The 24,076-nt window shown below is 69.9% G+C and carries 12 protein-coding genes; 5 read left to right on the forward strand and 7 right to left on the reverse strand.

Annotated elements, in window-relative coordinates:
• The 4 genes from ACTWPV_RS32670 to ACTWPV_RS32685 all read right to left on the reverse strand — a co-directional run.
• The coding region (locus ACTWPV_RS32670) for an SDR family NAD(P)-dependent oxidoreductase (RefSeq protein ID WP_443154725.1) at nucleotides 1-11,276 on the reverse strand (11,276 nt) is incomplete at its 3' end.
• A gap of 37 nt (nucleotides 11,277-11,313) precedes the next feature.
• Nucleotides 11,314-12,072, reverse strand: a complete 759-nt coding sequence (locus tag ACTWPV_RS32675; RefSeq protein WP_347645182.1) for a thioesterase II family protein — start codon at nucleotides 12,070-12,072, stop codon at nucleotides 11,314-11,316.
• Nucleotides 12,073-12,100: 28 nt separating this feature from the next.
• A complete protein-coding gene (locus ACTWPV_RS32680) occupies nucleotides 12,101-12,343 on the reverse strand; it encodes an acyl-CoA carboxylase subunit epsilon (RefSeq protein ID WP_443154884.1) in 243 nt (80 codons plus the stop codon).
• Nucleotides 12,343-13,860, reverse strand: a complete 1,518-nt coding sequence (locus tag ACTWPV_RS32685; protein WP_443154885.1) for an acyl-CoA carboxylase subunit beta — start codon at nucleotides 13,858-13,860, stop codon at nucleotides 12,343-12,345. The genes ACTWPV_RS32680 and ACTWPV_RS32685 overlap by 1 nt, the downstream gene beginning before the upstream one ends.
• 494 nt (nucleotides 13,861-14,354) lie before the next feature.
• Here ACTWPV_RS32685 and ACTWPV_RS32690 point away from each other — a divergent pair, with 494 nt between their 5' ends.
• Nucleotides 14,355-15,395: a MupA/Atu3671 family FMN-dependent luciferase-like monooxygenase gene (locus ACTWPV_RS32690; protein ID WP_347645186.1), complete on the forward strand. Its 1,041-nt coding sequence runs from the start codon at nucleotides 14,355-14,357 to the stop codon at nucleotides 15,393-15,395.
• Complete coding sequence (locus ACTWPV_RS32695; protein WP_443154726.1) at nucleotides 15,392-15,898, forward strand: flavin reductase family protein; 507 nt, start codon at nucleotides 15,392-15,394, stop codon at nucleotides 15,896-15,898. The genes ACTWPV_RS32690 and ACTWPV_RS32695 overlap by 4 nt, the downstream gene beginning before the upstream one ends.
• A gap of 153 nt (nucleotides 15,899-16,051) precedes the next feature.
• On the opposite strand, the gene ACTWPV_RS32700 is transcribed toward ACTWPV_RS32695, so the two are convergent.
• Nucleotides 16,052-18,904 carry an FAD-binding and (Fe-S)-binding domain-containing protein gene (locus ACTWPV_RS32700; protein ID WP_443154727.1) on the reverse strand — a complete coding sequence of 951 codons (2,853 nt, stop codon included), beginning with the start codon at nucleotides 18,902-18,904 and terminating at the stop codon, nucleotides 16,052-16,054.
• A gap of 92 nt (nucleotides 18,905-18,996) precedes the next feature.
• On the opposite strand from ACTWPV_RS32700, the gene ACTWPV_RS32705 reads away from it, so the two are divergent.
• Entirely contained in the window at nucleotides 18,997-19,662 is a 666-nt protein-coding gene (locus tag ACTWPV_RS32705; RefSeq protein ID WP_443154728.1) for a GntR family transcriptional regulator, read from the forward strand.
• On the opposite strand, the gene ACTWPV_RS32710 is transcribed toward ACTWPV_RS32705, so the two are convergent.
• Together ACTWPV_RS32710 and hglS are read right to left on the reverse strand one after the other, a co-directional pair.
• Nucleotides 19,643-20,827 (reverse strand): diaminopropionate ammonia-lyase, encoded by a 1,185-nt coding sequence (locus tag ACTWPV_RS32710; RefSeq protein WP_443154729.1) that lies wholly within the window; start codon nucleotides 20,825-20,827, stop codon nucleotides 19,643-19,645. The genes ACTWPV_RS32705 and ACTWPV_RS32710 overlap by 20 nt on opposite strands.
• Before the next feature lie 71 nt (nucleotides 20,828-20,898).
• Nucleotides 20,899-22,305 carry a 2-oxoadipate dioxygenase/decarboxylase gene (gene hglS / locus ACTWPV_RS32715; protein WP_443154730.1) on the reverse strand — a complete coding sequence of 469 codons (1,407 nt, stop codon included), beginning with the start codon at nucleotides 22,303-22,305 and terminating at the stop codon, nucleotides 20,899-20,901.
• Between the two features lie 176 nt (nucleotides 22,306-22,481).
• Between hglS and ACTWPV_RS32720 the strand changes: the two genes are divergently transcribed.
• Nucleotides 22,482-23,090, forward strand: a complete 609-nt coding sequence (locus ACTWPV_RS32720; protein ID WP_443154731.1) for a TetR/AcrR family transcriptional regulator — start codon at nucleotides 22,482-22,484, stop codon at nucleotides 23,088-23,090.
• Between the two features lie 178 nt (nucleotides 23,091-23,268).
• Nucleotides 23,269-23,997, forward strand: a complete 729-nt coding sequence (locus ACTWPV_RS32725) for an amino acid ABC transporter ATP-binding protein (RefSeq protein WP_443154732.1) — start codon at nucleotides 23,269-23,271, stop codon at nucleotides 23,995-23,997.
• Nucleotides 23,998-24,076 lie beyond the last annotated feature (79 nt).

Genomic DNA, 24,076 nt, shown 5'->3' on the forward strand with positions numbered 1-24,076 from the left:
GGCTCATCACGATCCTGCCCATACGTCGCGATAACCGCCTGAGCCTCGATCGGATCACCCAACGTCGTCCCCGTGCCATGCGCCTCCACCACATCCACCTCAGCCGCCGACAGACCGGAATTCGCCAGCGCCTGCCGAATCACCCGCTGCTGAGACGGACCATTAGGCGCCGTCAGACCATTACTCGCACCGTCCTGGTTCACCGCACTGCCCCGCACCACGGCGAGCACCTGGTGCCCGTTACGTTCCGCGTCGGACAGTCGCTCCACCAGCAGTACGCCGACGCCCTCGCCCCAGCCGGTGCCGTCGGCGTCGGCGGAGAACGCCCTGCACCGGCCGTCGGGGGACAGGCCGCGCTGGCGCGAGAACTCCACGAAGGTGCCGGGCGTGGCCATCACGGTCACGCCGCCGGCCAGTGCCATGTCGCACTCGCCCGACCGCAACGCCTGCGCCGCCCAGTGCAGGGCGACGAGAGAGGAGGAGCAGGCGGTGTCCACGGTCACCGCAGGGCCTTCGAGCCCGAAGGTGTACGACAGGCGACCGGACACGACGCTGCCGGAGTTCCCGGTGGCGATGAGCCCTTCCAGCTCCGTGGGCACGGTGGTGAGGTGGGCCGCGTAGTCGTGGTACATGACGCCCGCGAACACGCCGGTCCTGCTGCCGCGCAGCGCCGCGGGGTCGATGCCGGCCCGCTCGATCGCCTCCCACGACGTCTCCAGCAGCAGCCGCTGCTGCGGGTCCATGGCCAGGGCCTCACGCTGCGAGATCCCGAAGAACGCCGGGTCGAACTCGGCCGCGTCGTGCAGGAAACCGCCCTGCTTCGTGTACGTGGTGCCGGAATTGTCGGGGTCCGGGTGGTACAGCCGGTCCAGGTCCCACCCGCGGTCCCCGGGGAACTCGCCGATCGCATCCGTACCGGCGCTCACCAGCTGCCAGAGGTCCTCCGGCGAGAGCACGCCGCCCGGGTACCGGCAGGCCATGCCGACGATCGCGATGGGCTCGTCGTTCAGCGGCGTCGTGGCCGCGGTGACGACCGTCGCCTCGGCCCCGGCTCCCGTGAGCTCCGTCTCCAGGTAGTCGGCGACGGCTCGCGCGTTGGGGTAGTCGAAGACGAGCGTGGCGGGGAGCCGCAGCCCGGTGCCCGAGTTGAGCTGGTTACGGAGTTCGACGGCCGTGAGGGAGTCGAAGCCGAGCTCCTGGAAGGCGCGGTCGGGCTCCACGGCGTCCATGGAGGCGTGACCGAGAACCCTGGCCACCTCCTGGCGGACCAGCTCCAGCAGCACCTTGCCGCGCTCGGCCGCCTCCAGCCCGGCGAGCCGGCGGGCCAGCCCGGACCCGGCCGCGCGGGCCACCTGGCGTGCCGATCCGCGCACCAGGCCGCGGAGCAGCGCGGGAAGCTCCGTACCCCGGCCGCGCAGCGCCGCGGCATCGACCCGCAGCGGCACCAGCGCCGCCGCGTCCGAACCCGACCCCGCATCGAACGACGCCAGCGCCTCGTCCACCGTCAGCGCCGGCAGGCCCTGGCGCCGCATCCGCTCGAAGTCGGCCTCGCGCAGCCAGGCGCTCAGCCCGGTGTCGGTGTCCCACAGCCCGAACGCCAGCGACGTCGCCACCAACCCCGACGACCGCCGGTGCACCGCGAGGGCGTCGAGGAACACGTTCGCCGCCGCATAGTAGGCCTGTCCTGCCGCCAGGACGGAACCGCCCGCGGACGAGAACAGCACGAACGCCGACAGGTCCAGGTCACGGGTCAGCTCGTGCAGGTGCCACGCCGCGTCCACCTTCGGCCCCAGCACCCCGTCAAGGCGCTCCACCGACAGCGACCCCACCAGCCCGTTGTCGCCCACGCCTGCGGCGTGCACCACGCCGCGCAGCGCGCGCTCCTCGGGGATGGAGGCGATCAGCGCGGCGAGCGCGTCACGGTCGACCACGTCGCACGCGGCCACGTCCACCTCGGCGCCCAGCTCCGAGAGCTCGGTCACCAATTCGGCCGCGCCGGGCGCCTCGGGGCCGCGCCGGCTGACCAGCAGCAGGTGCCGTACGTCGTGCTCGGTGACCAGGTGGCGGGCCACCAACGCGCCCAGCCCACCGGTCCCGCCGGTCACCAGCACGGTGCCGTCGGGGCCGAACACCGGCTCGCGCTGCTCCAGGCCCCTGACCCGGCTCAGTCTCGGCACCAGCACCCGGCCGTCCCGGACCGCGGACTCCGGCTCACGCGAAGCGACCACCGATCCGACGGCGGCCCACGACTCGGCGCTGCCGTCCACGTCCACCAGCACGAACCGGCCCGGGTTCTCCGCCTCGGCCGCCCGTACCAGCCCCCACACCGGGGCCGCCGACACGTCAACCCGATCGCCGTCGCCAACGGCCACCCCACCCCGCGTCACCACCACCAGCCGCGACGACGCGAACCGCTCGTCGGCCAGCCATTCCTGGACGGAAGTCAGCGCGTGCGCGGTGGCACGCCGTACCGCGGCGGGGATGTCGTCGCCGGGCTCGGTGACGGGACATTCCACGAACGCCCACTCGGGCATCGCATCCGTGTCCCTGAGCGACGCCAGGCTCGGATACTCCTCGTCTCCGGCGGCGGGGAGCTCGGCAGGCTCCGTCCAGGTCACCTGGTAGAGAGTGTCCAGGGCGCCGGCGGTGAGTTCGGTGGACAGGGCGCGCAGGGTGAGGGCGTCGATCTCGGCCACCGGGGCGCCGGTCTCGTCCGCGATGCTCAACCTGATGCTGGTCTCGGAGGAGCCGCGGGTGACCTTGACCCGCAGGCCGGTCGCGCCCGCCGCGTGCAACGACACGCCGCTCCAGGCGAACGGCAGATACGGCCGCCCTTCCGCTCTCGGCACCAGATCACCCAACGCCGCGGCGTGCAGCGACGCGTCCAGCAACGCCGGGTGCAACCCGAACCGTCCCGCATCGGCGTGCCCCTGCTCGGGCAGGGCGATCTCGGCGAACACCGCGTCCCCGTCCTGCCAGGCAGCCACCAAACCCTGGAACAGCGGCCCGTACTCCAGACCGATCGCCGCCATGTCGTCATACAGGTGCTCGACATCGATCGGCCGGGCACCGGCCGGCGGCCACTGCCCCGCAACCCCGACCGGCTGCTCGCCCTCCTCGGCCAGCAACCCCTGCGCGTGCAGCGTCCACTCCGCCTGACCCTCACGCGAGTACAACCCCACCGGGCGGCCACCAGCGTCATCACACGGACCGGCCACCAGCTGGACATCCACCCCGGCTCCGGCCGCCACCACCAACGGCGCCTGCATCGTCAACTCGACCAGCCGCGCACACCCCAGCTCCAGACCCGCACGCAACGCCAGCTCCACCAGCGCCGCCCCCGGCACCACCACCCGGCCATCCACCTGATGATCAACCAGCCACGACTGCCCATCGAGCGACAACCGGCCCGTGAAGGTATGGGTGTCGGAGTCCGGTGCGGAAATGGCGGCACGAAGCATGGGATGGTCGATGGCGCCCAATCCGGCCGCGCCCACATCCTGCGACTCCAGAGCCGCCGGCACCCAGAACCGCTCATGCTGGAACGCGTACGTCGGCAGATCGACCAGCCGGCCCGGCCTCAACACCGCCGTCCAGTCCACAGGGACGCCCTCGACGTGCAGCCGCCCCAAAGCCTCGACCAGCGCCCGGACCTCATCCCGGTCCTTACGCACAGCCGGCACGAACACCGCATCCACGCTCTGCTGCGCCAACCCCGTCAGCACCCCATCCGGACCCACCTCCAAGAAATGGGCCGCCCCGCAAGCCGTCACCCCATCCGCGAACCGCACCGCACCACGTACGTGCTCGACCCAGTACGAGGGGTCGGTCAGCTGGCCGGGCTCGGCCAGGCGACCCGTCACGTTCGAAACGACCGCAATCGCCGGCTCGTGGAAGCCGATCCCGCTGATCGCCTCCGCGAACTCGGCCAGCATCGGCTCCATCAACGGCGAATGGAACGCATGCGACACCCGCAACCGGCGGGTGCGGACCTGCGCGCGGCTCTCGATCTCCGCGATCGCGGATTCGTCACCGGACACCACCACCGCAGCCGGACCGTTCACCGCCGCGATCCCCACCCGGTCCTCACGACCAGCCAGCAACGGCAGGACATCGACCTCCGGGGCAGCCACCGCCAGCATCGCCCCACCAGAAGGCAACGCCTGCATCAACCGCGCACGAGCAGCCACCAACGTGCAGGCATCCTCCAACGAGAACACCCCCGCCACATGAGCAGCAGCAATCTCCCCGATCGAATGCCCCACCAACACATCCGCCCGCACACCCAACGAAGCCAGCAACCTGTACAGCGCCACCTCAAAGGCGAACAACGCAGGCTGCGTCATCCCGGTTTCGTTGAGCACACCGTCCGGGTCGGCGAACATCACCTCACGCAGCGAATGCGGCAACAACGGCTCAAACCGGGCGCAGATCTCCTCCAGCGCCTCCGCGAACACCGGGAACGCCTCGATGAGGGAAGCCCCCATCCCGACCCGCTGGCTACCCTGACCCGCGAACAACAACGCCAGCTTCCCGCCAGAACCGCTACCCGAGATCGCAGCAGAGGGATCGTCAGCCAGCGCCCGCAACCCCGCCACCAACTCATCCCGATCGCCACCCACCACCACCGCACGCTGCTCCAGCACCGCCCGGCCCGTCGCCAACGACCACGCCACATCCGACACCGCCACCGACGACCGCGACTCCACCCACGACGCGAGCCGACCGGCCTGCGCCCGCAACGCCCGCACATCCTTCGCCGACACCAGCCACGGCACCACCGGCGCCTGTTCCACCGGCTCAGGCTCCGGCTCCGCGACCGGGCCCTGCTCGATGATCACGTGAGCGTTCGTGCCACTGATCCCGAACGACGACACCGCGGCCCGGCGAGCATGCCCGTTCTCCTGCCACGGCTGCGGCTCCGTCAACAGCTTCACCGCACCCGCCGACCAGTCCACATGCGGAGAAGGCTCGTCGGCGTGCAAGGTCTGGGGCAGCATGCCGTTGCGCAGCGCCATCACCATCTTGATCACACCGCCCACGCCTGAGGCGGCCTGCGTGTGACCGATATTGGACTTCAGCGACCCGAGCCACACGGGCCGGTCATCGGGCCGTTCCTGGCCATAGGTCGCCAGCAGTGCCTGGGCCTCGATCGGGTCGCCCAGGGTCGTGCCGGTGCCGTGCGCCTCCACCGCGTCCACGTCGGCGACCGACAGACCCGCATTCGCCAAAGCCTGCCGGATCACCCGCTGCTGCGACGGACCATTCGGAGCCGTGATCCCGTTACTCGCACCATCCTGATTGACCGCACTCCCCCGCACCACCGCCAGCACCCGATGACCGTTACGGCGAGCATCCGACAACCGCTCCACCAGCAACACACCAACGCCCTCACCCCACCCCGTGCCATCAGCACCAGCCGAAAACGCCTTACACCGCCCATCCGCAGCCAACCCCCGCTGCCGCGAAAACTCGATGAACATCCCCGGCGTCGACATCACCGTCACACCACCGGCCAACGCCAGATCACACTCACCCGACCGCAACGCCTGCGCCGCCCAATGCAACGCCACCAACGACGACGAACACGCCGTATCCACCGTCACCGCCGGGCCCTCCAACCCCAACGTGTACGACACCCGGCCCGACACCAAACTCCCACCACTGGTATTCGCCGGCGTCCCCAACCCATAGTCGTGATACATCACCCCCGCGAACACACCCGTCCGACTCCCCCGCAACCCCACCGGATCAATCCCCGCCCGCTCAACCGCCTCCCACGACGCCTCCAGCAACAACCGCTGCTGCGGATCCATGGCGAGCGCCTCACGCGGCGAGATCCCGAAAAACCCCGGATCGAACTGGGCGGCGTCGTAGAGGAACCCGCCGTGCCGCGCGTACGAGGTGCCGCGGCTGTCGGGGTCGGGGTCGTAGAGCTTGTCCAGGTCCCAGCCACGGTCGGAGGGGAACTCCCCCACCCCGTCGCGGGCCTGCGCCACCAGCTCCCACAGATCCTCCGGCGACAGCACACCACCCGGATAGCGGCACGCCATCCCCACGATCGCGATCGGCTCGTCGACCACCTTCGTGGCGGTCACGGCGGCCTGGGCGGCCTGCCCGCCAGCCATCTGGTTGGCCAGGTGGTCGGCGATGGCCTCAGCGGTCGGGTAGTCGAAGATGAGCGTGGCCGGGAGCGGCACGCCGATGGCGGCCGTGAGCTGGTTGCGGAACTCGACGGCCGTCAGGGAGTCGAAGCCGAGCTCCTGGAAGGCGCGGTCGGGCTGCACCGCGTCCGCCGAGGCGTGGCCCAGCACCTTGGCCGCTTCCTTGCGGACGAGTTCCAGCAGCAACATCCTGCCGCGTTCCGCGCCCTCCAGCCCGGCGAGCCGGCGGGCCAGCTTCGATCCGGTCGAGCGGGCCACCTGCCGTACCGACCCGCGTACCAGGCCGCGCAGCAGCGCGGGAAGGCGGGAGCCGCGGCCAGCCAGCGCGCTCGTGTCGATGCGCAGCGGAACCAGCGCCGCCGCATCCGAGCCCGCTCCGGCGTCGAACAGCGCCAGCCCTTCGTCCACGGTCAACGCCGGCAGGCCCTGGCGCCGCATCCGTCCGAAGTCGGCCTCGCTCAGCGAGCCGCTCATGCCCGCGTCGGTCTCCCACAGCCCGTACGCCAGTGACGTGGCGACCAGCCCCGACGACCGCCGGTGCGCCGCGAGGGCGTCGAGGAACACGTTCGCGGCGGCGTAGTTGGCCTGTCCTGCCGCCAGGACGGAACCGCCCGCGGACGAGAACAGCACGAACGCCGACAGGTCCAGGTCACGGGTGAGCTCGTGCAGGTGCCAGGCCGCGTCGGCCTTCGGTCCCAGCACCCGGTGCAGCCGTTCGGCCGACAGCGACCCCACCAGCCCGTTGTCACTGACGCCCGCCGCGTGGACCACGCCGCGCAGCGCGCGCTCCTCGGGGATGGACGCGATCACCGTGGCGAGCGCGTCACGGTCGGCCACGTCGCAGGCCGCCACGTCCACCTCGGCGCCCAGCTCCGACAGCTCCGCCACCAGCTCGGTGGCGCCGGGCGCCTCGGGGCCGCGCCGGCTGACCAGCAGCAGGTTCCGAACGCCGTGCTCGGCCACCAGGTGGCGGGCCACCAGCGCGCCCAGCCCACCGGTCCCGCCGGTCACCAGGACGGTCCCCTCGGGCCCGAACACCGGCTCGCCGGCCGACGTTCCGGCCCTCACCAGCCGCGGAGCCCTGATCTGGCCACCGCGGACCGCGGCCTCCGGCTCTCCGGAGGCCGCCACCCCGGCCAGCGTGTCCCACGACTCGGCGCTGCCGTCCACGTCCACCAGCACGAACCGGCCCGGGTTCTCCGCCTCGGCCGCCCGTACCAGCCCCCACACCGGGGCCGCCAACACGTCAACCCGATCGCCGTCGCCAACGGCCACCCCACCCCGCGTCACCACCACCAGCCGCGACGACGCGAACCGCTCGTCGGCCAGCCATTCCTGCACCGCGCTCAGCACGTCGGCGAGGGTCTCGTGGACGGCGTCGAGGACCTCCGCCTCCGGCGGGGTCACCACGTACGTGACCGCGTCCGGCACGGCGGCGTCCTCGGCGACCGACGCCAGCTCGGGCAGCTCGGGCAGCTCGGCGGTGTCGGGGGCGGAGACGGGCGTCCACTCCACCCGGAACAGCGACTCGGCGTGGTCGTTGCCCGCGGCGGTGAGCTGTTCCGCCGAGACCGGGCGGACGGCGAGCGACTCGACCGACAACACCGGCGCGCCGTCGGCGTCGGCGATGGTCAGGGCGATGGAGGTTTCGCGGAGGCGGGAGATCCGCACCCGTACGCTGCTCGCGCCGGCCGCGTGCAGCCGCGCTCCGGCCCAGGAGAACGGGAGCACGGTCTGCCCGTCCCCGGCGATCAGCTGGGCGTGCATCGCGGCGTCGAGGAGTGCGGGGTGCAGCCCCGACCTGGCCGCGTCGGCGTGCGCCTGCTCGGGCAGCTCGACCTCGGCGAACACGTCCTGGTCCCGCCGCCAGGCGGCCTGCAGCCCCTGGAAGACGGGCCCGTACTCGTACCCCATGCCGAGCAGCAGCTCGTAGGCGCCGGACACGTCGACCGCGTCGGCGCCGGCCGGCGGCCACTGCTCGAGGCCGTCGGCGGGCGCGGTCGCGGCGGCGGACAGCGCGCCGTCGGCGTGCCGGGTCCACGTGCCGGCGGTGTCGCCGTCGGCACGGGAGTGGATGGCGATCGACCGCGCGCCGGAGGCGTCGGTGGCGCCGACGACCACCTGCACCTGGCGCCCGCCGCCGGGGGGCAGCAGCAGCGGCGCCTGCAGGGTGAGCTCCTTGACGAGCGGGCTGCCCACTTCCTGGCCGGCCTGCAGCGCCAGCTCCAGGAACGCCGTCCCAGGGAGCAGGATCGTGCCGTTGACGGCGTGGTCGGCCAGCCACGGCTGGGTGGCCACGGACAGGCGGCCGCTGAAGATGACCGACTCGCCGCCGGCCACTTCGGTCACCGCGCTCAGCAGGGGATGGTCGAAGGCCGCGAGCCCCGCCCCGGCCATGTCGCCGGCGCCGGCGCGCGCGGAGATCCAGTACCGCTGGTGCTGGAAGGCGTAGGTGGGCAGGTCCACGAGCGACGGGCGGGCGGGGGCGAAGAACGCCTCCCAGTCGACGGCCACGCCGCGCACGTGCAGATGGCCCAGGGCCTGCACGAACGCGAGCGGCTCTGCGCGGTCCTTGCGCGTGCTCGGGACGAAGACGCCGTCCTCGGCGCTCTGCTGGGCCAGCGCGGTCAGCGTGGTGTCGGGGCCGACCTCGATCCAGACCTTGGCGCCTGCCGTACGGGCGGCGGCGACGCCGTCGGCGAACCGCACCGCACCACGTACGTGCTCGACCCAGTACGAGGGGTCGGTCAGCTGGCCGGGCTCGGCCAGACGACCCGTCACGTTCGAGACGACCGGAATCACCGGCTCGTGGAAGCCGATCCCGCTGATCGCCTCCGCGAACTCGGCCAGCATCGGCTCCATCAACGGCGAATGGAACGCATGCGACACCCGCAACCGGCGCGTCCGCACCAGCGCCTGGCCCTCGATCTCCGCGATCGCCGCCTCGTCACCGGACACCACCACCGCAGCCGGACCGTTCACCGCCGCGATCCCCACCCGGTCCTCACGACCAGCCAGCAACGGCAGGACATCGACCTCCGGGGCAGCAACCGCCAGCATCGCCCCACCAGAAGGCAACGCCTGCATCAACCGCGCACGAGCAGCCACCAACGTGCAGGCATCCTCCAACGAGAACACCCCCGCCACATGAGCAGCAGCAATCTCCCCGATCGAATGCCCCACCAACACATCCGCCCGCACACCCAGAGAAGCCAGCAACCGATACAGCGCCACCTCAAAGGCGAACAACGCAGGCTGCGTCATCCCCGTCTCGTTCAACACACCCTCGGGATCGGAGAACATCACCTCACGTACGGGATGCGGCAACAGCGGATCGAGCACCCGGCAGATCTCGTCCAGTTCGGCGCCGAACACGGGAAACGCCTCGGCGAGCTCGCGGCCCATGCCGAGCCGCTGGCTGCCCTGGCCGGCGAACAGCAGCGCCACCTTCCCGCCGGAACCGCTTCCGGAGATCGCGCCGGAGGGGTCCTCGGCCAGCGCCTCCAGCCCGGCGAGCAGTTCGGAGCGGTCGGCGCCCACGACGACCGCGCGGTGCTCCAGCACGCTGCGGCCGCCGGCCAGCGTCCAGGCGATCCCGGCCGGGTCGGTCCCGGGGCGCTCGGTGACCCACGAGGCGAGCCGCCGGGCCTGCCCGGCCAGCGCCTCGGGGCTCCTGGCCGAGATGAGCCAGGGCAGCACCGGCAGAGCCCCGTCGTCGCCCGTGGTGATCTCGCTCTCGTCGCACTGCTCGATGATCACGTGGGCGTTGGTGCCGCTGATCCCGAAGGAGGAGACGGCGGCGCGGCGCGGGCGGTCGAGCTCGTCCCACGGGCGGGCCTCGGTCAGCAACTCCACCGCACCCGCCGACCAGTCCACATGCGGCGACGGCTCGTCCACATGCAGCGTCTTCGGCAACATACCGTGCCGCAGCGCCATCACCATCTTGATCACACCGCCCACACCCGCAGCCGCCTGCGCATGACCGATGTTCGACTTCAACGACCCCAACCACAACGGCCGATCCCGATCCTGACCGTAAGCAGCGATCAGCGCCTGAGCCTCGATCGGATCACCCAGCGACGTCCCCGTCCCATGCGCCTCCACCACATCCACCTCAGCCGCCGACAACCCCGCATTCGCCAACGCCTGCCGGATCACCCGCTGCTGCGACGGACCGTTCGGCGCCGTCAACCCGTTACTCGCACCGTCCTGATTGATCGCCGAACCACGCACCACCGCCAGCACACGATGACCGAGCCGCCGCGCATCCGACAACCGCTCCACCAGCAACATCCCGACACCCTCAGCCCACCCCGTGCCATCAGCACCAGCCGAGAACGCCTTACAACGACCATCAGGCGACAGACCCCGCTGCCGCGAGAACTCCACGAACGTCCCGGGCGTCGCCATGATCGTCACGCCGCCGGCCAGCGCCAGCTCGCACTCGCCCGACCGCAGCGCCTGCACCGCGAGGTGCAGCGACACCAGCGACGACGAGCACGCGGTGTCCACGGTCACCGCTGGGCCCTCGAACCCGAACGTGTACGACACGCGCCCGGACGCGATGCTGCCCGAGTTGCCGGTGCCGACCAGCCCTTCCAGCTCCTGGGGCACGGTGGCGGGGGCGTAGTCGTGGTACATCACGCCCGCGAACACGCCGGTCCTGCTGCCCCGCAACCCCGCCGGATCGATCCCGGCCCGCTCCATCGCCTCCCACGAAGCCTCCAGCAACAACCGCTGCTGCGGATCCATCGCCAACGCCTCACGCGGCGAGATCCCGAAGAACGCCGGATCGAACTCCCCCGCCTCGTACAGGAACCCGCCATGCCGCGCATACGTGGTCCCGTGACTGTCCGGATCGGGGTCGTAGAGCTTGTCCAGGTCCCAGCCGCGGTCGGAGGGGAACTCCCCGATCGCGTCCTGGCCGGAGGCCACCAGGTTCCACAGGTCCTCGGGTGAGAGCACCCCGCCGGGGAAACGGCAGGCCATTCCCACGATCGCGATCGGCTCGCGCGCCGCCTCGGCGAGAGAACGGTTCTGCGCACGCAGCCGTTCCGTCTCCTTCAAGGAGGAACGCAGGGCCTCGATGAGCTTGGTGTCGTTCGCAGCCATTCTCGCCTCGTACTCTTCGTGCTACCGAAAGGGGGATCTACGCCTGGGCGGCGGGGATGTTCTCGGTGATCGTCCGCATGACCGCGGCGGCGTGGTCGTTCAGGTAGAAGTGACCGCCGCGGAAGACGTGCAGGTCGAACGCGCCGCTGGTGTGCTCTTTCCAGCGGGCCGCCTCGTCCGTGGTGACATGGGGGTCACGGTCGCCGGTCAGGACGACGATCGGGGCGTCGATTCTGGCGCCGGGCGTACAGCGGTAGGTCATGATGGCCGTGTAGTCGCCGCGCAGCGACGGCAGGATCATGCTCTGCAGCTCGGGGTCGGCCAGCATGCGCACGTCGGTGCCGCCGAGCCGCCGCACCTCGGCGAGGAGGGCCTGGTCGCCCTCCTTGTGCACGGTCTCGACGCGCACGCACGAGGGGGCGCGCCGGCCGGAGGCGAAGAGCACCCGCGGCGCGAGGTTCCGCTCCATCAACCTTCTGGCCACCTCGAACGCGACCACGGCGCCCATGCTGTGCCCGAAGAAGGCCATCGGCCGGTCCGCCAGCGGCACGATCTCCGCCGTGACGCGGTCCGCGAGCTCGCCGATGTCGTCGATGCACGGCTCGTGGCGGCGTTCCTGCCGGCCCGGATACTGGATCGCCAGGACGTCGAACCGCGGCGTGAGCTGCTTGGCGACCGGGTGGAAATAGGAGGCCGAGCCGCCCGCGTGCGGGAAACAGATCAGGCGCGTGGCGCTCTCGCGGCTGTCCGGCGCGGAGAAGAAGCGCCGCACCCACGTTCCGGTTTCGGTGATCACTGGGTTTTCCTTCCGTTGATGTCCGCACTCACCCTGGCGACCAGGAGTTCGGCGCCTGGAATGTGTGCGGCTCGTCCCAGGCGGGCGGGCGGGAGGAGGCGCCCCCGGTCCAGCGCGGGCCGTCCGCCCGCGTCGCCGGCCTGGGCGGCGGGGTGTTCCCCTGCTCCGCGCCCGGCGCGAGGCGGTGCAGCAGTGCCGTCACCACCGCGGCCAGCTCCTCCTGGTCCAGCTCGCCGCGTACGAACCTGAACACCGCCCCGTCGCCGCCCATCACATCGGCAGGTTTCCGTGCTTGCGGTACGGGACCTTCGCGGTCTTCGCGCGGAGCATGGCCAGCGACCGCGCCAGCACCGCCCTGGTCTCGGCCGGGTCGATCACGTCGTCGACCAGTCCGCGCTCCGCGGCGTAGTAGGGGTGCATCAGCTCCTGCCGGTACTCCCTGATCAGCCGGGCGCGGGCCGTGTCGGGGTCGTCGGCCGCGGCGATCTCCTTGCGGAACACGACGTTCGCGGCGCCCTCGGCGCCCATGACGGCGATCTCGTTCGTGGGCCAGGCGAAGGACAGGTCCGCTCCGATGGAGCGGGAGTCCATCACGATGTACGCCCCCCCGTACGCCTTGCGCAGGATGACCTGGATGCGCGGGACGGTGGCGTTGCAGTACGCGTACAGCAGCTTGGCCCCGTGCCGGATGATGCCGGCGTGCTCCTGGTCGCGGCCGGGCAGGAAGCCGGGGACGTCGACCAGGGTGACCAGGGGGATGCTGAACCCATCGCAGAACTGCACGAACCGGGCCGCCTTCTCCGAGGCGTTGATGTCCAGCACGCCCGCCAGCGAGGCCGGCTGGTTGGCCACGATGCCGACGACCTGGCCGTCGATCCTGGCCAGGGCGCAGACGACGTTGGTGGCCCACGTGCTGTGCACCTCGAAGAAGTCGCCGTCGTCGGTGACTTCGTGGATGACCTCGCGCATGTCGTACGAGCGGGTCAGCTCGGAGGGCACGATGTCGAGCAGCGCCTCGCACCGCCGGTCCGCCGGGTCGGCGGTGGCCAGGGCGGGCGGCGACTCGCGGTTGTTGGCGGGCAGGAGGGAGAGGAGGTAGCGGACCTCCTCCAGGCAGTCGGCCTCGTTGTCGTAGACGAAGCCCGCCGCGCCCGAGACGGTGCCGTGCACCTGGGCCCCGCCGAGCTCGTCATGGCTGATCTTCTCGCCGGTGACCGCTTCGACCACGTTGGGGCCGGTGATGTACATCTGCGAGATGCCGCTGACCATGAAGGTGAAGTCGGTGAGCGCCGGGGAGTAGGTGGCGCCGCCCGCGCAGGGGCCGAGGATCACGCTGATCTGCGGGATGACCCCGGAGGCCTGCACGTTGCGCTGGAAGATCCCGCCGTAGCCGGCGAGCGCGGTCACGCCCTCCTGGATGCGGGCGCCGGCGCCGTCGCTGAGGCTGACGAGCGGCGCGCCGGTCGTCGTGGCGAGATCCATGAGTTTGTGGATCTTCTGGGCGTGCGCCTCGCCCAGCGAGCCGCCGAAGATGCGGAAGTCGTGCGCGTAGACGAAGACGGTGCGGCCGTGCACCTTGCCCCAGCCGATGATCACGCCGTCGGTGTAGGGCCGCCGGTCCTCCATGCCGAAGCCGCTGGCGCGGTGCCGGCGCAGCGGCTCGATCTCGGTGAAGGTGCCCGGGTCGAAGAGCAGGTCGAGCCGCTCGTCGACGGTGAGCTTGCCCCTCGCCCGCTGCGGGTCCTTGGCCGGCCGAGCTTCCCCGCCGCGCGCCTGATCCTTGATCATGCCGAGTTCGGCCACCCGCTCCCGCAGGGAGAGAGGCGGTTCCAAGCCGCGTTCTGTGGTCAGAGTCACGTTGCGTATATCCTCTCGGCCTTTGAGCGGGATATCAGCGGACACGCCCTTCGAGCGCGTGCCCGGATGCCCCGCCCCAGTCAGGTTTCATTCCAGCCCATGGGCCCGCGGCCTAGCTACGGGATTCGCCCCCTAATATCCGCCTGCATTCCCCTACGGAATCCCCTGGACGGCGGTCGAGGAGAAAGCTCGGCTTTCCAGGGGAGCGGCCGGAGTTTTCACGCGGTGCCGTCGCCACGCTTCAGGGGGGCGATAAGGGTTGCCCGCGCGGGAGGGTTCGTGCCCCGCCGCGAGCAGCACGTCTAGTGGGGCATAGGGGTTACCCCACGCTTCGCGCGTCGCGAATACTGGTGCCGCTCGGCAACCTGAAATCTCGCCGGTGTGCCCGGCCGGGGCCCACCAGCGCGGCGTGTAAGGAGACACCGGTGGACTTTGGTTTATTCTATTTCGCGGACGGTGTCCGGACCGGATCCGATCAATACCGGCTGCTGCTCGAAGGGGCCAGGTTCGCCGACACCAACGGCTTCTCCGCGGTGTGGACACCCGAGCGGCATTTCCATGAATTCGGCGGCCGTTATCCCAATCCTGCGGTGACCGCGGCGGCCGTCGCCGCGGTGACGGAGAACGTCGCGATCCGCGCGGGAAGCGTCGTGGCCCCGCTGCACCACCCGGCGCGCATCGCCGAGGAATGGGCGGTGGTGGACAACCTTTCCGGCGGCCGGGCCGGCGTCTCGTTCGCGCCCGGCTGGCACGTGGTCGACTTCGCGCTGAGGCCCGAGAACTACGCCGACCGCCGCCAGGTGACGATGGACACCATCGACACGGTGCGGCGGCTGTGGCGGCAGGAGGAGGTGGAGCTGGTCGACGGCGCGGGCGAGTCGGTCAAGCTGCGCACCCATCCGGCGCCGGTCCAGCCGGAGCTGCCGACGTGGCTCACCAGCTCGGGCAACCCGGAGACGTTCCGCCAGGCGGGCGACCTCGGCGTCGGCATCCTCACCCACCTGCTCGGCCAGAGCCTCGACGATCTCGTCCGCAAGGTCGCCGAATACCGCGAGCACCACGCCAGGGCGCACAACGGGACCGGCCACGTGGCGCTGATGTTGCACACGTTCGTCGGCGAGGACCGCGCCAAGGTGCGGGAGGTGGTGCACGATCCGTTCACCGACTACCTGCGCAGTTCGCTCGGCCTGGTCCTGAAGGCGGCGGAGGAGCTGATGCCGGGCATCGACCCGGACCAGATGGACCCGGAGGACATCGAGTTCCTCCTGGAGGTCTCCTTCGAGCGGTACTTCGAGACGGGCGGCCTGTTCGGCACCGTCGACGACGGCATGGCGCTGTTGAGCTCGCTGGAGAGGATCGGCGTCGACGAGGTGGCCTGCCTCATCGACTTCGTCCCCGACACGGACGCCGTCCTCGACGGCCTGCGTCACCTCGCCCGGCTCAAGCAGCGGTGGGAAGCACGGTGAGCGCGCCGCCGGCCGGCGCCGTCATGATCGACAGCGCGCGGTTGAGACGCGCGCTCGGTCACTACCCGACGGGCGTCGTGGTGGTGGCCGCCCTGGCGGACGGCGAGCCGCACGGTTTCACCGTGAACTCCTTCACCTCCGTCTCCCTCGACCCGCCCATCGTGAGTTTCTGCGCCGCCCACACCTCGACCACGTGGCCGTACATCCGGGCCGCCGGCGCGTTCACCATCAGCATGCTGAGCGCCGGTCAGGAGCGGGTGTGCCAGTCGTTCTCGAAGAAGGGGGCCGACCGGTTCTCCGGGGTCGGCTGGACGGTGAACGGGAGCGGCCATCCGGCGATCACCGGCGCGGTCGCGTGGATCGACTGCGTGCTCGACTCCTGCCACCTGGTGGGGGATCACGAACTGATCCTCGCCAGGGTGATCGACCTGACCACCAACGACGCCGCCGGCGACGACCCGCTGGTCTTCCACCGCGGGCGGCTCGGCAGGGTGCTGCTCTGAGAGGCGGAAACGACGAAGGGCGCTCTCCTGCCGGAGAGCGCCCTTCGGGTGGTGCGCCGCCAGGGACTCGAACCCCGGACCCGCTGTTCATCAAGGTTCCCGCAGGCGGGAATTCGGGGCCCGCTGCTGCCCCTACGCTGGTCGTGCGTGCCGCTACCTTTCCGCCCTCCTGATCGCCGGCTCGCTGTCCAACGCGTCGCGGAGCACCTGGGCCAGATGGGTGCCATGACGGTTGGTGCCCTGGGCGATCTGGGTGCGGCAGGAGAAGCCGTCGGCCAACACCAGGTCCTCCTCACCCGCAGCACGAACCTTGGGATAGAGCGCTCGCTCGGCGCAGGCCTGGGAGATGTCCCAGTGGCCGCGCTCGAAGCCGAAGTTACCTGCCAGACCGCAACATCCCGACGAGACCACATCGGCATCGACGCCGACCCGCGTCAGCACCTCGCGGTCCGCTTCATACGAGCCCTTCGCCTCCTGGTGACAGTGCACCTGCGCCACAGCACGCACATCGAGCCGGCGGAAGGGCCACGGGTCTTCATGCTGAGCGACGAACTCAGCGAACGTCTGCGTCTGCGCCGAGAGTCGCCGAGCCCGCAGGTCCTCAGGCAGTAGTTCGCTGGCCTCGTCACGCAGCATCACCGTGCAGGACGGCTCCAGCCCGATGATTGTCCGTCCAGCGGCCAGGTGCGGCGCGAGGAGGTCGAGGGACCTGGCGAGCATCCGGCGGGCGGCGCCGAGCTGCCCCGTTGAGTGCAAGGTCAGGCCGCAGCAGACGAAGCCGTCTGGAAGCACCACCCTGTATCCCAACGCCTCCAGCACTTCCACGGCTGCTTTCCCGACGTCCGGGCTGAGGTAGTTCGTGAAGCTGTCCGGCCACAACACCACGGTTCCCATTCCCGACGACTCGTGCCGCCGCATCCACTGCGCGAACGACTGCGGCGCGAAGCGGATCAGCTCGCGCCGCGGCTCGATTCCGCCCAGCCGTTTGGCGAACGCCGCGATCGGGCGTCGTGCCAGCACCACGCCGGCGAGCCTGGCGAGCCCGGGCACCGCGGCGATCAGCCTCGCCAGCAGCGGCAGCCAGCCCATCGAGTAGTGCGCGGCCGGCCGTACCCGCCCCGCGTAGTGATGGTGCAGGAACTCCGCTTTGTAGGTGGCCATGTCCACATTGACTGGGCATTCGTCCGCGCACGCCTTGCACGAAAGGCACAGGTCGAGCGCCTCACGCACCTCCTTGGAGCGCCAGCCGCCCGGAACTGACTCCCCGCGCAGCATCTCGGCGAGCACCCGCGCCCGCCCACGCGTGGAGTGCACCTCGTCGCGGGTCGCCTTGAACGACGGGCACATGCTCCCGGAATCCAGTGACCTGCAGGCTCCCACCCCGACGCACCGGTGGACGGCCGCGGCGAACGAGCCGGCGTCCCGGTGCAACGCGTGTACCGGCGTCACCTCCAACGCACCGCGCTCGGGTCCTGGCCGCACGGCTGCATCGATCGGCGCCGGGTCGACCAGCACGCCGGGGTTCAGCGTCGCCCGCGGGTCGAGGAGGTGCTTGAACGCGGCGAAGCAGTCCAGCATCGGCTGCGAGTAGATGACGCCGAGCAACTCCGAGCGCGCCCGCCCGTCGCCGTGCTCACCGGACAGCGAGCCGCCGTGCGCGGCGACGAGCCCGGCGGCGTCGGTGATGAACGACCGGTACGCGGCCAGCCCCTGCTGGGTGTCAAGCGCGAAGTCCACCCGCAGATGCAGGCAGCCCTCCCCGAAGTGGCCGTACGGAACACCGCGGAGCTCGTGCTCGTCCAGCAACGAGGAGAGGTCACGGAGGTAGGCGGCCAGATTGCGGGGCGGCACCGCGGAGTCCTCCCATCCGGGCCATGCCTCGCCCCCGTCGGCGAGCCGGGTGACGATGCCGGCCCCTGCCTCCCTGATCCGCCACAACGCGCGGGCCCGGGCCGGTTCCGTCACCACCAGCGCCGTTGCCCCGCCGGCGAGCCGGGCCAGCGCGTACGCCCGCTCGACGGCCTCGGCGGTGGACGTTCCGCCGGTCTCGCAGTACAGCCAGGCCTGGCCATCGGGAAGATCGGCGCCGGCAACGGCCTTACCCGGCCTTGAACGCAGCGCGGCGAGCAGGTCGGCGCCCATGCCTTCGACGGTCATCGCCCCCGCGGCCGCCAGCTCCGGCGCGACCTCAGCGGCCAGGTAGACGTCGGGGAATCCGAGGACCAGCAACGCGGATGCGGCCGGGGTCTCCACGAGCCGAACGGTAGCCTCGGTGACCACCCCGCAGGTGCCCTCGCTGCCCACCAGCGCCTTGGCCACGTCGAAGCCGTTTTCCGGCAACAGGTGATGCAGCCCGTAACCCGAGACCTGCCGGCCGAACCGCCCCAGCTCGGTGCGCAGGAGCGCGAGGTTGTCCCGTACCAGCGCGCGCAGCCGCCCGTCCAGATCACCGTCGCCGCTGGTGGTGCCCGCAGCGACGAGCTCGCTGCCGTCGGCGCTGACCATCCGCAGCCCGATGACATTGTCCGCTGTCGTACCCCAGGCCACCGAGTGCGCACCGCAGGCGTTGTTGCCGATCATTCCGCCGATGGTGCACCGGGAGTGGGTGGACGGGTCGGGGCCGAACGTGAGCCCGTACCGGCCCGCCGCGGCACGCAGATCGTCGAGCACCACCCCCGGCTGCACCCGTGCGGTACGCGCCCCCGCATCGATCTCGAGGATCTTGTCCATCCGCCGGGAGAGGTCGAGCACCACACCGGTTCCGATGGCGTTGCCCGCAACCGAGGTGCCGCCGCCGCGCGCCGTAACGGGGACTCCAACCGCGCCGGCCAGCCTGACCGCGGTCGCGACGTCCCTCGCCGTGCGCGGTTCGACGACAGCGACGGGCATCTGCCGGTAGATCGAGGCATCGGATCCATACGCCGCCCGCGCCGCCAGCCCCGTGCGCACCATGCCGGGCAGTTCCTCCGCCAGTTTCCCGGCCAGCGCCGTCGCGGTGACCGCCATGAAGACCACCTCCAAGTTACATGCAACTGTTGCATGCAACACCTTACAGTGAATGACCTCTAGGATTCGAGGCGACGGCGAGAGGAGAGACGGTGGAGCGGTTGCCCAAGGAGCACACGAAGAGTGAGCGGCTGGCCGTCACCGTGCGCGATGCGATCATCAGCGGCGAACTCGCGCCGGGGCGGCTGTACTCCGCGCAGGAGCTCGGTGAGCGGTTCGGCGCCTCTCGGACCCCGGTCCGCGAGGCGCTGCTGAAGCTCGCCGATGCGGGACTGGTGCGCATCGAACGCAACCGTGGTGCGCGCATCCTCACCAGCAATGACCAGGACATCAACGAGGTCTTCACACTCCGGCTGCTCCTGGAGCCGCCGGCGGCGGGCCTGGCAGCGCAACGGCAGGACTTCCCCGTGACCGATCTCGACAGCGCACTCGCGGATATGCGCGCCCATCAGGCCGACCGTGAGGCGTTCTTCGCCGCGGACCGCGCCTTCCACGAGGTGATTTTGCGCGCTAGTGGCAACCGGCGCCTGGTCGCGTTCGTCACCGGGCTGCGCGACGCGATTTCCCTGCAGGGTCGCAGGACGGTCCCCGGTGGACGCAGTCCCCTGGAGATACTCGCCGAGCACGAGGCGATCGCCGAAGCGATCCGCGCCGGGGAGCGCGAGGTGGCCACCCGCGCCATGCGTGTCCACCTGCTCAACACCGCCGACCTCCTCCTGGCCGGCGACCACGACAACCTCAGGGAGTGGCTGGCATAGGCGAGACAGGTGCCTTCTCCTGGAGGTCGAACACCTCTCCTGGTGAACGGCCGACGATCTCCTCGTAGAGCAACGGGTCCGTGGCGCCCTCCGCGCCGAAGAGGATGACCGTGCTGTCCTCGTCGAGCCCCAGCCTCGCACCGAGCTCGGCGTCCTGCGCCGCTTTCAGCAGTACGGCCATACCACCTGCCGCCGATTCGCCGCTCACGATGGGTGAGTCGCCACTCCCTCCGTCCGCGAGGGCTCGCATCGCCTCGACGACCCACGAATCAGGTATCGCCACGAAGTCGCTCGCGAGCCAGTCGAGGATCTTCCACGCCGCCGGCGAGACCTCCCGGCAGGCGAGCCCGGCCATGATCGTCTTCAGCGACCCGGATGACGCCACCGGCCGGCCGGCGACCGCGCTGCGATACAGGCAGTCCGCCTCGACCGGCTCGACGACGACGAACCGCGGCAACCGCGAGGAGGATCGCTGAGCAACGCCCAGGAAGATCGCCGCCGCGATGCTGCCCACGCCTCCCTGCATGAAGACGTGTGTCACAGCGCTCAGGTCGGGAACCTGGGAGAGCGCCTCCTCCACCATGACCATGTACGCGTTCATCACATTTCGCGGGATGGACTCGGCGAAGTCCTCCCACGACGTGCTGCTGACGAAGTGCCAGCCGTTGACGCGGGCGTCCTCCTTGGCCCGCTCGACCGACTCTTCGTACTCGCCGTTGATGCGGATCACCGTCGCCCCGAGCGCCTCGATAGCGGTCTTCCTGCCGGAGCTCACGTGCCCATGGATGTAGATGACGCATCGGCAGCCGAACGTGCGTGCGGCGTAAGCCAGGCCACGGCCCTGGTTTCCGTCGGTCGCCACACAGACCGTGACGCGGCCAGTGATGTCCTCGAACCGGCCCGACCGGAGTTGCTTCGCGGTGGGGCGCGCTCCCGTCTCCGCCTCGACCGTGTCGCGCAGCAGGGCGTAGACCGCGTACGGCGCGCCGAGAGCCTTGAAGCTGCCCAGCTCGCGACCGAATCGCTGGCTCTCGTCCTTGTAGTAGAGGCTCGCGAGACCGAGGTGGCGAGCCCAGTTCGGCAGCGCGTGAAGCGGCTGCGGGCTGTACTCCGGCCAGCCCGTGACCTCCTCCACCGCGGCATCCCAGTCCAGCAGATTGTCCACGGCGGTCGCTGCAGCGCTTTCCCGCTCCGGCGACAGCCGGCGTGGGTTCCGGTGATGACGGTATTCAGGATTCAACGGTGTTCCCCTTGCGGTAGCGGCGAGATTCCTGGCAGTCCGAGTGCCCGCGCGACCTGCTCGATGGAGGTCCGGCGCTGGGCGTCGTAGATCGAGAAGGGCTCGTGGACAGGCCGGTCCAGCACGCCGGACAGCCAATCGATGTCCCGCTGCGCGCCGCCCTGGGAGGTGTCCACTCTCGCATCTCCGGAAAGGTTCGAGGAGAAGATGCCGGCGGCCGAACGCGGCAGGAAGTCTTCGTACACGATGGGATCGGCGCTGACCCAGTCCTGAGCGAGCAGGCCGGCCAGATCCTGCGGCGGCCGACCCGAGGGACGAACGTCGTTCACGCGGAAGGTGAAGTAGGCAAGATCCTCCTTCACCAAGCCCTGCTCCGTTGCGGGGAGGTGCTCGCGCCAGACCTGCACCATCACCTCCTCCCTGACCGAGTCGGGGTGATCTGCGCATCGTTCGTCAGCCAGCGCCATCATGGCCTCGTACCTGGCGCGCCCGGCCGGTGTCGGCGCGATGCCGCGGTACTCCACCTCACCGAAGCGAACCCGCAGCTCGCCGTCGCCCACCGATCCATCGGCCTCCAGGAAACGTCGGGGTTCCGCGAGAGCGCGGAAGGAGGTCTGGCGGAGGAGGATGTCCGGGCCCTGCCACCGCGGCGGCCCCTGGATGCGGTCGATCATCTCGATGCCACGCGCCATCATCCGCCGGTACAGCTCGTCGATGTCGAGAACGCGCGGCGTGAGGTGGTTGATGTGGGTCGTCCGCACGCCGCCGATATCGGCCGCCACGCTCGAGACCCGTTCCAACTCTGCGTACCACGGACGGTCCACCGGCTCCTTCGACATGGCGAAGGCAGCCGTGGCCAGTTCGAGGAACCGCTCGGCTCGCGCCGGCATCAGGCCGCCGTCGGCCTCGGCACGGTCGGCCAGCTGGAGCAGTTCGTCACCGAACAACCGGCGAATGTTCAGAAAGGAGTTCAGCCGGGAGGCGAGGTCCTCGCGGAAGAAGCGCCTGTCATTCGGAACCAGCATCGAGGTGAAAACACGGAAGGGATTGCGTGCCAGCTCGACAGGATCGATGGGCCGGAAGGCGGTCGACACCACCGGTATCGGGGTCGGCGCCGCATCGCGTAGATCGTAGAAGCCGGTCGGGTGCATGCCAAGCGCGGCGAAGATGCGTGCGACCTGGGCGAGTTCTCGCGCAGTGCCCACCCTGATGGCTCCATGCCGCTCGGCGGTGACCCTGGCGGTGGAGCCGAGCCGCTCCGCGTCACTGCCACGACGTTCGATCACGTCGCCGTTCACCTCATTCGAGACCTCCAGCAAGGTCGCGTACGCCGGGACCTCAGCGCCGTAGAGAGCGGAAAGGCGACGCGCGAACTGGGCCCGCAACTGCCAGGTGGTCACCACGGCCGACTCCTCCCGATGAACTCAAATCTAAGACTTCATTCTCAGTTTGAAGCATGAAGTCGAACCATATCGCCTGTCAAGTGCATACTCTGACTACAGACGGACGTTGATGGTTGAGAAGAAACTCTCGCTTCTGGATGCTACAGCCATGTATGCGAGCCCTTACGCTTGAGTCTGTGATCGCAAACGACTGGGCAGCTGGCGGCGGAGCACGTAAGGACGCCGTGCGCAACCGCCAACGCCTGCTCGACGCCGCCGGTGAGATCATCAGAACATCCCCCGAGGGCGTGACGATGGCGAAGATCGCCAAAGCCGCCGGCCTGTCCACGGCCACCGCGTACCGCTACTTCCCCACCCTCGGCGAGCTGCTCAGTCACTACCTCTACAGCGTGCTCGTCCAGCTGCGCGACTTCAGCCACGACTGTTCCGCCACCGGGCTGGAGCTCTACTCACGCGTCATCGACGAGTGGATCAGACTCGTACACGTGTACGGGCGCACGATGGTCCAGCTCCGCCCCCGAACGGGATTGCTGGCCCGGCTGCACGGCAACGACCCTGTCATCGGCGCCAGCCGCGACGCCTGGGAACGCCCCATCCGGGCAGTGCTGCGCAGCGAGAAGATCACCGACGACATCTTCGAGCCCGCCTTCTTCCTGCACAACATGATGTTCGACGCGCGAGAGATCCTCGACCTCAGCGACCTGGGACTCAGCGACGACGAAATCAAGCGGCGCCTGGTAAGCGCATACAAGGGAGCCGTCCGCGGTTGGGCGAGCTGCCGCTAACCGATCATTATCTTGCGACTCGAGTCTCACTGTCACCCACCCAGTCGCCATATATGGGCTCCTAGATGCCTTGACCCTCCTCTTTTCGCATGCCATAGTGCATCCATAAAGTAAGAGTTTGTTCTTACTTTCTCCTGTGAGACATGTGTGGAGCACGTTCATGACAGGACCTTTTCCCATGATCAAGCTGGCTGGCGTGGACAAGCATTTTGGTCACCTCCACGTGCTGAGAAACGTCAGCCTGGAGGTCCCCAGAGGGCAAGTGGTGGTCGTCCTCGGGCCATCCGGATCTGGCAAGTCCACGCTGTGCCGGGTGATCAACCGACTGGAACCGGTCAACTCCGGCAATATCGCTGTGGACGGACAGCCGCTACCCGCGGAAGGCAGGGCGCTGGCCGCGCTGCGCGCCGACGTCGGCATGGTGTTCCAGCAGTTCAACCTGTTTTCGCACAAGACCATCGTCGAGAACGTGATGCTCGCGCCGCTGAAGGTGCGCAAGCACTCACGGTTCGAGGCTCGGATGCGGGCCATGGAACTGCTCGATCGGGTGGGCATCGCCGACCAAGCAGAGAAGCACCCTGCGCAGTTGTCCGGCGGTCAGCAGCAGCGGGCCGCCATCGCACGTGCGCTGGCGATGCGACCCAAGGTGATGCTCTTCGACGAGCCGACCTCGGCACTGGACCCCGAGATGGTCCAAGAGGTGCTCGACGTGATGGTCGAACTGGCCGCGGACGGCATGACCATGCTCGTGGTGACGCACGAGATGGGATTCGCCCGCAGAGCGGCTCATCGTGTGGTGTTCATGGCCGACGGCGAGATCGTCGAGGACTCCACGCCAGGCGACTTCTTCACCGCGCCGAGCTCGGTACGCGCCCAGGAATTCCTCGGCAAGATCCTCACCCACTGAATCCGAGCCCTCAAAGCCCGAGCTCCAAAACCTGAGCCCGCGGGGGCACAGGGCTGACATCCGCTCGGAAGGAAGGACG

This window comes from Nonomuraea sp. KM88 (assembly GCF_052245635.1).
Classification (GTDB): Bacteria; Actinomycetota; Actinomycetes; order Streptosporangiales; family Streptosporangiaceae; genus Nonomuraea.

Coding starts and splice junctions, on each gene's coding strand:
- ACTWPV_RS32680 (WP_443154884.1), bottom strand. CDS start 12,343: ATGGGCGGCGACGGGGCGGTGTTCAGGTTCGTACGCGGCGAGCTGGAC.
- ACTWPV_RS32685 (WP_443154885.1), bottom strand. CDS start 13,860: ATGATCAAGGATCAGGCGCGCGGCGGGGAAGCTCGGCCGGCCAAGGAC.
- ACTWPV_RS32700 (WP_443154727.1), bottom strand. CDS start 18,904: ATGGCGGTCACCGCGACGGCGCTGGCCGGGAAACTGGCGGAGGAACTG.
- ACTWPV_RS32725 (WP_443154732.1), top strand. CDS start 23,269: ATGATCAAGCTGGCTGGCGTGGACAAGCATTTTGGTCACCTCCACGTG.